Consider the following 9,065-nt stretch of genomic DNA (forward strand, 5'->3'; position numbering starts at 1 on the left):
CGTTTGGAACGCTAAGGGAGAAGATATTTTGAACAAAATACAGCGAGCCCGCGCGGCAATGAGCACGCAGGCATGAGAGAAGTTAATTTTGAGACGGCACACTAGGGAAAAATTTCGGTCCTTCGACCTGAACGAAAATCCAAAGCGAAACATTTTTTCAAAGAAGCATCACCTGATGTGACGCGATGCGTACTAAATAGAGGATGAGACATGGACCCGATAAAAACGCGATTCTCTAACATTGAAGCACTTAGGCATTCAGAAGTGGATGTTCAAGCGCTCAAAGCGCATGGTCAAATAGAGGTGGGTGGCAAATCCTATGAGATTCGTGCGGCTGCCAATGACGAGCTGACTGTTGAGCGTTCTGGCAAACCGTCGAAGTTTGGTACATTTTTCAAAAGTGCAGGTTCCAGCAGTCAGTCCGATCAGATCGCGCAATTACTGAATGACAAGCGTGGCTCTTCCGTACCGCGTTTTGCACGCCAGGGGCAAACGCATCTGGACCGTATGCTATTCAACATTGAGGAAGGGCAAAGCAGCTCGGCTGCCACGTCCGTCCAGGAAAATAAGCAACCCAATGGGCGACTGGTAAAGAGCAGCCTTCTGGAGCTGGCCAATAAGGCGAAAGACGCAGGCACCCTGAATTCTGGTGCTATTTATAAGCTCTACGCAAAAGAACTCCCGCGTGTAAACCTGATGCCACCCACCGAGCATAGGGCGTGCCTGGCGAATATGTACAAACTGAACGGTCAGAACGATATCAATATTTGGCCGCAGAATCTGGATCAACTTTATGGATTGGTCCTGAAAAGATACACGAAAGAGTTCATGAAAAACGACCCTGAAGCGCCAAACAAGTATTACAGAATCGAGCGTTCTGGTGAGCGAATTGGTACTGAGGATGTCAAAGCGCGCCTGACGGTAAACGTCAAACCTGAATTCCACAAGGAGATGGTTAATGCAGCTGTTAAGTTGACCGCGGAGAATCGCGATATCTTAGGTTCCAAAGTGGCGGGTCCTGGAAAGATTGGTACGACCACAGATGCTGCGGTTTTCTATGTCGGGAATGATTTTTCTTCTGCGCAAGCACTCGCACAACGGCTTAAAGAACTGCTCCCTTCCGATGCGTTCATCAACCATACGCCAGCTGGAATGCAATGTATTGAAAAAGGGCTGTGTTACGCCGAGCGTGTACCGGGGGACGACACCAGCCATGGAATGGCTCGCGCGAGAATAATCTCGTCTGCGTTGGCAGACACCAGTCGGTCGTCGCTTGAGAAAAAGCTGGGTAATGCTTTTAAGAACGCTGGATACAACCCTGACAACCCGGCCTTCACGTTGTAAGAGTTCGGGAGTAAGGGGGCGGACTAAGCGTGCAGTTATCGCAGGCGTGGTGCAGCGCAGATGTGACACGGAGCGTCACGAATTGCATGTCAGCGCACTGGCACAAGCTCGGCTCGCTTATTAGAAAACCAGAAAGAAAAATGCCAGGCACCCGGCCTGGCATTGATCGTCGCGCAGCTACTGTCAGAACGGCAGTTTCATGCCCGGTGGCAGTTGCATGCCAGCGGTCATGGAGGCGGTCTTGTCCTGGCTGGCCTGTTCGATCTTGCGCACGGCGTCGTTGACGGCGGCGGCGATCAGGTCTTCCAGCACTTCCTTGTCTTCTTGCATCAGGCTGTCATCCAGATTGATGCGCTTGACGTCGTGACGACCGGTCATCACCACGCTCACCAGGCCTGCGCCCGATTGACCGGTGACTTCTGCGTTGGCCAGTTCTTCCTGCATCTTGGCCATTTTTTCCTGCATTTGCTGCGCCTGCTTCATCAGGCCAGCCATGCCACCTTTCATCATGGGAGATCTCCTCGAAAATGGATGGTTTGTTTGCGCGGCGCCAAAGGCGCCCTGTCTTCAATTATTGAGTCTGCACCACCGGCGCGTCCACGGGCTTGATCGTATCTTCGCGGATCACAGCGCCAAACTGCTGGAGCATCTGCTGGATGTACGGGTCAGCCTGGATTGAGGCTTCGGCCTGACGCTGGCGTTCGTTGCGCAAACGTGAGGCTGCCTGGGCAGGGGTTTCCTGCTCGGGCTTGATCAGCTCGATACTCAGGTTGATCGTGCGCCCATGGTACTGGTTCAACGCATCGTTCAAGCGGCGCTGTTGCGTGGAGTTGAACAGCGCGCTGTGCGCCGGGTCCAGGTGCAGCAGCCAGTTGTCGCCATCGACGGCCATCAATGTGCAGTTGGCGGCGATGCTGCCGGTCATGCCGGAGATCGGCAGTTTGGGAAACACTTCAAGCCAATCGGCAGCAAGACCGGTGGCAGGCATGGCGGCCGGAGCAGGCTCGGGTTCGACGGCTTCAAGCTCGACGACGCTCTCGTGGGCCAGTTCATCCAGGTAGCTGTAGGACGCCGGGTCGATGTCTATGTCCGGCTCGACGTAATCGTCGTCCGCTGGCGGTTCGTCATCGCGGTCCATCGGGGCGGACAGATAGGCTGAGTCAGGAATCGCTTCGAGCATCGCAGGCGTGACCTGCTGTTCCTCGACCGGTGGCGACGGCTGGGCCTGCGGCGCATCCGGCACAGGGCTGGCAGGCGCAGGGGCCGGCATCGGCGTGAGGTCTGGCTGCTCGGAAACCGTTTCCAGAACCGGTTCGGCTACCGGCTCAGGCTGGGGCTCTGCTTCAACTTCTGCCACAGGCTCGGGCTCGGCAGGCTTTTCGGCCACCGGCGCTTTCGGCTCGTTCCACGGCAGATCGATTTCTTCGACCGACTCAGGCGCAGGCTCGGGTTTGATTTCCGGCGCAGGCTCGGCTTTTGCCTCTGGCTGAACAGCAGCCGGCGCCGGAGCGTAAGCAGGCGGCTGCGCTTCAAAGGCCGGGTCAGGCGCAGCCATGACCGGCGGCGTGGAAGCGGGCGATGCAACAGGTGTCGCATCAGCCACCGTTTTGCGGGAATCAACCGTGGCCTGGCTGATCCCCACTGGCTTTAGCGGTTGTCTGGGAGCGTCTTCGCTGTCAGCCGGACGAAACGCCAGCATGCGCAGCAGGACCATCTCGAAACCGCCACGCGGGTCCGGTGCCAGCGGCAGGTCACGACGGCCGATCAGGCCCATCTGGTAATAAAACTGCACGTCTTCGGCGGGCAGTGCCTGCGCCAGGGCCAGCACCCGGTCGCGGTCGCCATGGCCGTTGTCGACGCCTTCGGGCAACGCCTGGGCAATTGCCACGCGGTGCAGCACGTTGAGAATTTCCGAGAGCACGCCATTCCAGTCAGGCCCCTGCTCGGCCAGATGACGCACGGCTTCCAGCACGCCACGGGCGTCACCCTCCAGCAGCGCGGTCAGCACATCGAACACCTGACCGTGATCCAGCGTGCCGAGCATGGCGCGCACATCGGCCGCCATGACCTTGCCTTCACCAAAGGCAATCGCCTGATCGGTGAGGCTCATGGCATCGCGCATCGAACCGTCGGCAGCGCGCCCGAGCAGCCACAGCGCGTCATCTTCGAACGGTACGTTCTCGACGCCCAGCACGTGGGTCAGATGCTCGACAACGCGCTCGGGCGTCATGTTTTTCAGGGAAAACTGCAGGCAGCGCGACAGAATGGTCGCCGGCAGCTTTTGCGGATCAGTGGTGGCCAGAATGAACTTGACGTAGGGCGGCGGCTCTTCAAGCGTCTTGAGCAAGGCATTGAACGAGTGGCTGGAGAGCATGTGCACTTCGTCGATCAGGTAGACCTTGAAGCGTCCGCGACTGGGCGCGTACTGCACGTTGTCCAGCAGCTCGCGGGTGTCTTCGACCTTGGTGCGGCTGGCGGCGTCGATCTCGATCAGGTCGACAAAACGGCCTTCGTCGATCTCCTTGCACACCGAACAGGTGCCGCAGGGCGTCGAGGTGATGCCGGTTTCGCAGTTCAGGCACTTGGCGATGATCCGCGCAATGGTGGTCTTGCCGACGCCTCGCGTACCTGTAAACAGATAGGCGTGGTGCAGGCGCTGGCTGTCCAGCGCGTTGATCAGGGCCTTGAGCACATGGGCCTGGCCGACCATTTCGCGGAACGAGCGCGGACGCCATTTACGTGCAAGAACCTGATAACTCATTGAAAACCGTCGCAACTGGTAAGCGGAAGACCGCCAATGCTAGCCGAGCAGGGGCAAAATTGCATCCGGTGTCCGTCTCTATTGTGTCTACGCTAGCTAAATGAATGAATTGAAGTGCTGTATCCGGGCTCTTGCACTGCCTCAAACTGCCCGTGCGATCGTGATCGCGACGGGCCTGTTGTTCTCACTCGTGCAAACCAGCCAGGCGGGGCAGGCACCGCTGCGCTTTGCGGTAAACGAGGGCTGGACCATGCCGATGATGCAAATCACCGACTACCAGCCCGAATCCGGCATTCTGTTCGATATCATGCAAAGCCTTGCGCACCAGGTGGGCAGAGACGCCGAATACCACGTCATACCGCGCCTGCGCATTCAAGGGGCGCTTGAGCATGACGAAGTGGACATCCATTGTTACAGCGCTCAGGCATGGTATCCCGACCTGTCCGGCGACTATTTATGGAGCCTGCCGATTCTCTATCAGCGCGACTGGCTGGTGGCCTCGGCCAAGACCGCCGCCGGGCCTTACCCCGAGCAGTTCGATAACGAGACCGTCGGCACCGTACTGGGCTACAACTACCCTGCCCTGCAGCACCTGTTCGACAGCCACCAGTTGAATCGTGAAGACGCACGCACTCAAAACCAGACCCTGGGCAAGTTGATGGCCGGACGCTACAACTACGCAGTGACCAATCAGTTGATCCTCGACTGGACCAATCGCAGCCTGCCCGCCGGTAAAAAACTCAAGCCTATTGCCCTTGTTGCTGAACAGCCCGCAGCCTGCCTGATTCGTAACAACCCGGAGCTGCCGGTGAACAGGATTCTGCGCACGCTGTTAAGGATGCGCATGTCGGGAGAAATTCAGCGAATCATTGATCGCTACACTGCACCACTGGCGCCTTGATACCCCGGCACCGTGTAGCAATACCGTCACATTTCATCGCTACGCTCGCCTGAAATCTTTGGTAACAAACTAACCAGCGCGGGTATTCGGCATGAGCGACAAACCAGAAGACGAAAACACCAACGAGAACCCCGGCCGCCGTCGTTTTCTCGGCGGCATGGCAGCCTTGGGCGCAGGTGTGACGCTCAGTGGTTATGTCTCGGCTCATGAAAGACCTCCCGCAGAGGCCGAAAAGCATCACCTTGCCGGACCGGCACTGGACCGCGCACTGCGTGAAAACGTCAAGACCGTGGTGGTGATCTACGCTGAAAACCGCAGCTTCAACAACCTGTTCGGGGATTTCCCGGGCGTGCAGAAACCCCTGTCTTCCGTCAGGCCTGCCGATTATGTGCAGCGCGACCGCAACGGCACCGTGCTGGACAAACTGCCGCCTGCCTGGGGCGGTGTTCTGCAAGTCGGGCCGCAGACCGTCGACGGCGTGACCTATCCGGTGGGCGTGCAGTTTCAGGAAAACCTGCCCAACGCGCCCTTCCCGCTTAAGGGACCGAACGCCGAGGACCTGCCGCTGAGCCTGGTCACCCGCGACCTGTGGCACGTTTTCTATCAGAACCAGATGCAAATCAACGACGGCAAGAACGACCGGTTTGTCGCCTGGACCGATGCCGGCGGGCTGACCATGGGCAACTACGCGCAGACGCAATACTCGCTGCGTCTGTGGGACGTCGCCAAGGAATTCGTGCTGTGCGATAACTTCTTTCAGGGTGCATTCGGCGGTTCGTTCCTCAACCATCAATACCTGATCTCGGCCACTGCGCCGATCTACCCGAACGCCGCCGACTCGCCTGCAAAATCCCAGATTGCCTCGTTGCAGAGCATGAATCCGCTGGACTCGCGCCTCAAACCACTGGACAAGTCGCCCGCCAGCGCCATGGAAGGGCCACCGCAGTTCGGCCCCAGCGCCATCACTCCGGACAACTACGCCGTCAACACCCTGGCCCCGCCGTACTGGCCAACCTGGCTGCGTGACCCGCAGAACCCGGATTACTCAAAACCGGACCTGGCCAACGTGCTGGTGCCGCAGAGCCACGAGCACATCGGTGACAAGCTGTCGAAAAGGAATGTCGACTGGGCCTGGTACGCCGGGGCCTGGCAAGTGACGCTGGATGAATTCAAGGACTCCACCGGCATCCCGAAAATCCCCAACTTTCAATACCATCACCAGCCGTTCAACTACTTCAAACAGCAAGGCCCGCAGAACCCTGAAGAACGCAAAAAGCGCCTGCGCGATGGCGGCCTGGGCGACGAGTCGAGCACCAATCGCTTCCTGGCGGATGCCGAAGCGGGCAAGTTGCCTGCCGTGGCCTTTTACAAACCCCAGGGCAACCTGAACATGCACGCCGGTTATGCCGACGTGGCATCGGGTGATCGGCACATCGACCGCGTCATCAAGGTGCTGCGCAACAGCCCGCAGTGGGACAACATGGTCATCGTCGTCACGGTCGACGAGAACGGCGGCTGGTGGGACCACGTCGCACCGCCCAAAGGCGACCGCTTCGGCCCCGGCACGCGGATTCCGGCATTGGTGATTTCACCGTTCGCGCGCAAAGGCAAAGTGGACCACACAATTTACGACACGGCCTCGATCCTGCGCCTGATCACCCGCGTCCACGGCCTGGAAAAGCTCGACGGCCTGAAACGCCGCGACGAAGCGATGATCGCGCGCGGCCAGGCGCCCATGGGCGACCTGACCAACGCCTTGCACTTTCCCGCCTGATAAACCTGCTTACGCGTTCGCGTCGGCAGCTTCCAGCGCGGTGTGCCGTGAGGTTTTCACGGGTGGCAAGGACGCCACGTACACCGTGCGGGACGGGAATGCGAAACGCACATCCATCTCGGCGAAGGCTTCCATGATCTCGAGATTGATCGCCTGCTGCACATCCATATAGACGTTGTAGCTGGGGTCAAGAACGATGAAGACGGTCTCGAACTCCAGCGATGTCTCGCCAAAGCCGCGGAAATGCGAGCGGTCGAAGCGCGCCAGCTTCTGCGCATTGATGATCTCCTCGACCTTCTTCGGCACTTCGCGCACCTGATCGGCAGAGCAGTCATAGGTGAGCCTGAAGTCGAAGACGATGCGTCGTTCCTGCAAGCGTTTGTAGTTCTGAATGGTGCTGTTGATCATGTCCGCGTTGGCCATCACGATCTGTTCGCCACCCAGGCTGCGAATGCGCGTGGTCTTCAGGCCGACGTGCTCGACCGTTCCCGCTAGCGCCCCGACGACGATGAAATCGCCGATCTCGAACGGCTTGTCCACCGCAATCGAAAGTGAGGCAAAGACGTCACCAAGGATGTTCTGCACCGCCAGCGCCACCGCAATACCGCCGACCCCGAGACTGGCCACAAACGCGGTGATATTGACCCCGACGTTGGACAGCATCGCCATCACCACCGTCGCCCACAACAATACCTTTGCGCCCCATAGACTCAAGGTCGCCAATGCACTGCCCTGAAAGGTTTCATCGGTGTTATGGCGAACGAAATAGCGCTGCAACGCCAGCGCAATTGCCCGGTTCGCCCACAGCCCGACCTGCAACGCCGCGACCACGAACCACAGGCTGCTGACTCGCCCGAGCCAACGCTCCGGCAGATCGAGCATACCGATGCCGACAAGAATCGACGCCAGCAGCAACAGCGTATTACTGGTGCCAGACAGCACCTGCACAACGATGTAGCTCATATGCCGATTGGGCGTGACGGGCCGCGCGCGCATCTTTCGCAGCACAAAGCCGATAACGCCCCTGACCAGCAAAAAGCTCATGGTCGAGACAAAAACCGCAAATATCCAGTTAGCGAGCGAAATGCCCAGAAATTCTGAGTCTGTGAAAAATCTGATGATGTCCTGTTCCATCCGGCCCCCGGCTCCGATGCTGCGAGACGCCTGACCGAAAAGCCCGTGACACCCGCAGCGACCTGAATTGCCCCTTGCCGTAAAACGGTTTCAAGCGACGCGTAAGGGGATTAGGTGGCGTGTGGGGGTGAGGGTTCAGTTTGATTTGGCTGGTGGCTGACGGCGCGACAATGACAGCGCACACCCTCTGCCTGTCAAAACCGACCGGCTGACGGAACCGCTTTTCAACTGATTGCCACCAAGACCCCGATCATTGGAGAGATCAAACACGGCTATTTAAAACGCCTGCGAGGCAGCCCCAACTTTAAACCATCCATTTACCCGGAGGAAATGCCTATGATCAATAGCATCCGTGGTGGAGCGGGCACATCGGCCTATCACACCCAGCCCCAGCCATTTGATGAGTTGAAACTGAAGCCTGAAGTCATTGAGAAAAAGACGGAAAGACTTAAGGATAAGGGATATTTCAGCGTTCGTATGTCGGAGTCTACGAAAAGCTATTTGCATCAGCGAAGCACGCTCAGCAATCCCGCATGGCGAAACCAGACCGTAGGACAAGTCATCGACTTGACGGGAACCGACTATGAGCGCTCGGTCACGGCAGTGGCAAAAGACATTGCAACGAGACTTACCGGGAAACAGGAGCAACTGAAACCACAAGAGTTTCAGCTGCGGCGGGCCAAAAATCAGGGGGCGGATAAATGGCACCAGGATAAGGAGCCGAAAAAAGTCATCTGCATCGCAACCGTTGAAGGCCGAGGTACGGAGTTCGTCAAGCCATCAGAATCGAAAAAGCTTTTTGAAACAGGGGAATACGCAGAAATGATCCCCAAAAATGCCGAAGCTATCGCACAAAAAACCAACGAAGCCAAGAAAGACCGCTTCTATTTTTTTGCAGGCAAAGGCATCACTGAAGAAAGCATTCCCAAGCTGGTTCATCGCTCACCGCATGAAAGCGGTAGGGCCATTTTCATGGCGCGCTGGAAGTAAGACAGGACACGCATGATCAATCGCTGGATTATAAACATCCGGCGGTTATCTCTCCGTGTCGTCTAGTGTACTGTTTTCGAAAAAATCAGCCACCAACTAACGGAAAATTCAAATCTTATCAATAGCTTAGCTTGCAGGTTATGGGTAACTTATTTCGAAAA

The 9,065-nt window shown here is 57.7% G+C and carries 7 protein-coding genes; 4 read left to right on the top strand and 3 right to left on the bottom strand.

What is annotated here, in order from left to right; all coding sequences use genetic code 11:
* The first annotated feature begins 210 nt into the window (after positions 1–210).
* Complete coding sequence (locus DW49_RS0122345; RefSeq protein WP_005619429.1) at positions 211–1,344, top strand: T3SS effector HopA1 family protein; 1,134 nt, start codon at positions 211–213, stop codon at positions 1,342–1,344.
* 183 nt (positions 1,345–1,527) lie between these two features.
* Here DW49_RS0122345 and DW49_RS0122350 read toward each other — a convergent pair whose 3' ends face one another.
* Together DW49_RS0122350 and dnaX are read right to left on the bottom strand one after the other, a co-directional pair.
* The gene (locus DW49_RS0122350; protein WP_002552818.1) at positions 1,528–1,854 is read right to left on the bottom strand and encodes a YbaB/EbfC family nucleoid-associated protein; all 327 of its coding nucleotides are present in this window, start codon (positions 1,852–1,854) and stop codon (positions 1,528–1,530) included.
* Between the two features lie 61 nt (positions 1,855–1,915).
* Positions 1,916–4,105: a DNA polymerase III subunit gamma/tau gene (dnaX, locus tag DW49_RS0122355; protein ID WP_005619431.1), complete on the bottom strand. Its 2,190-nt coding sequence runs from the start codon at positions 4,103–4,105 to the stop codon at positions 1,916–1,918.
* Positions 4,106–4,205: 100 nt separating this feature from the next.
* On the opposite strand from dnaX, the gene DW49_RS0122360 reads away from it, so the two are divergent.
* Positions 4,206–5,006: a substrate-binding periplasmic protein gene (locus DW49_RS0122360; RefSeq protein ID WP_024420113.1), complete on the top strand. Its 801-nt coding sequence runs from the start codon at positions 4,206–4,208 to the stop codon at positions 5,004–5,006.
* Between the two features lie 91 nt (positions 5,007–5,097).
* Positions 5,098–6,780 carry an acid phosphatase gene (locus tag DW49_RS0122365; RefSeq protein ID WP_024420114.1) on the top strand — a complete coding sequence of 561 codons (1,683 nt, stop codon included), beginning with the start codon at positions 5,098–5,100 and terminating at the stop codon, positions 6,778–6,780.
* A 9-nt stretch (positions 6,781–6,789) separates the two neighbouring features.
* Here the strand turns inward: DW49_RS0122365 and DW49_RS0122370 are convergent, their stop codons facing one another.
* Positions 6,790–7,914 (bottom strand): mechanosensitive ion channel family protein, encoded by a 1,125-nt coding sequence (locus tag DW49_RS0122370; RefSeq protein WP_005619436.1) that lies wholly within the window; start codon positions 7,912–7,914, stop codon positions 6,790–6,792.
* Between the two features lie 336 nt (positions 7,915–8,250).
* On the opposite strand from DW49_RS0122370, the gene DW49_RS0122375 reads away from it, so the two are divergent.
* Positions 8,251–8,904 (top strand): DUF1826 domain-containing protein, encoded by a 654-nt coding sequence (locus DW49_RS0122375; RefSeq protein WP_005619437.1) that lies wholly within the window; start codon positions 8,251–8,253, stop codon positions 8,902–8,904.
* The last annotated feature ends 161 nt before the right edge of the window (positions 8,905–9,065 follow it).

The sequence above is a fragment of the Pseudomonas avellanae BPIC 631 genome, from assembly GCF_000444135.1.
GTDB classification, from domain to species: Bacteria; Pseudomonadota; Gammaproteobacteria; order Pseudomonadales; family Pseudomonadaceae; genus Aquipseudomonas; species Aquipseudomonas avellanae.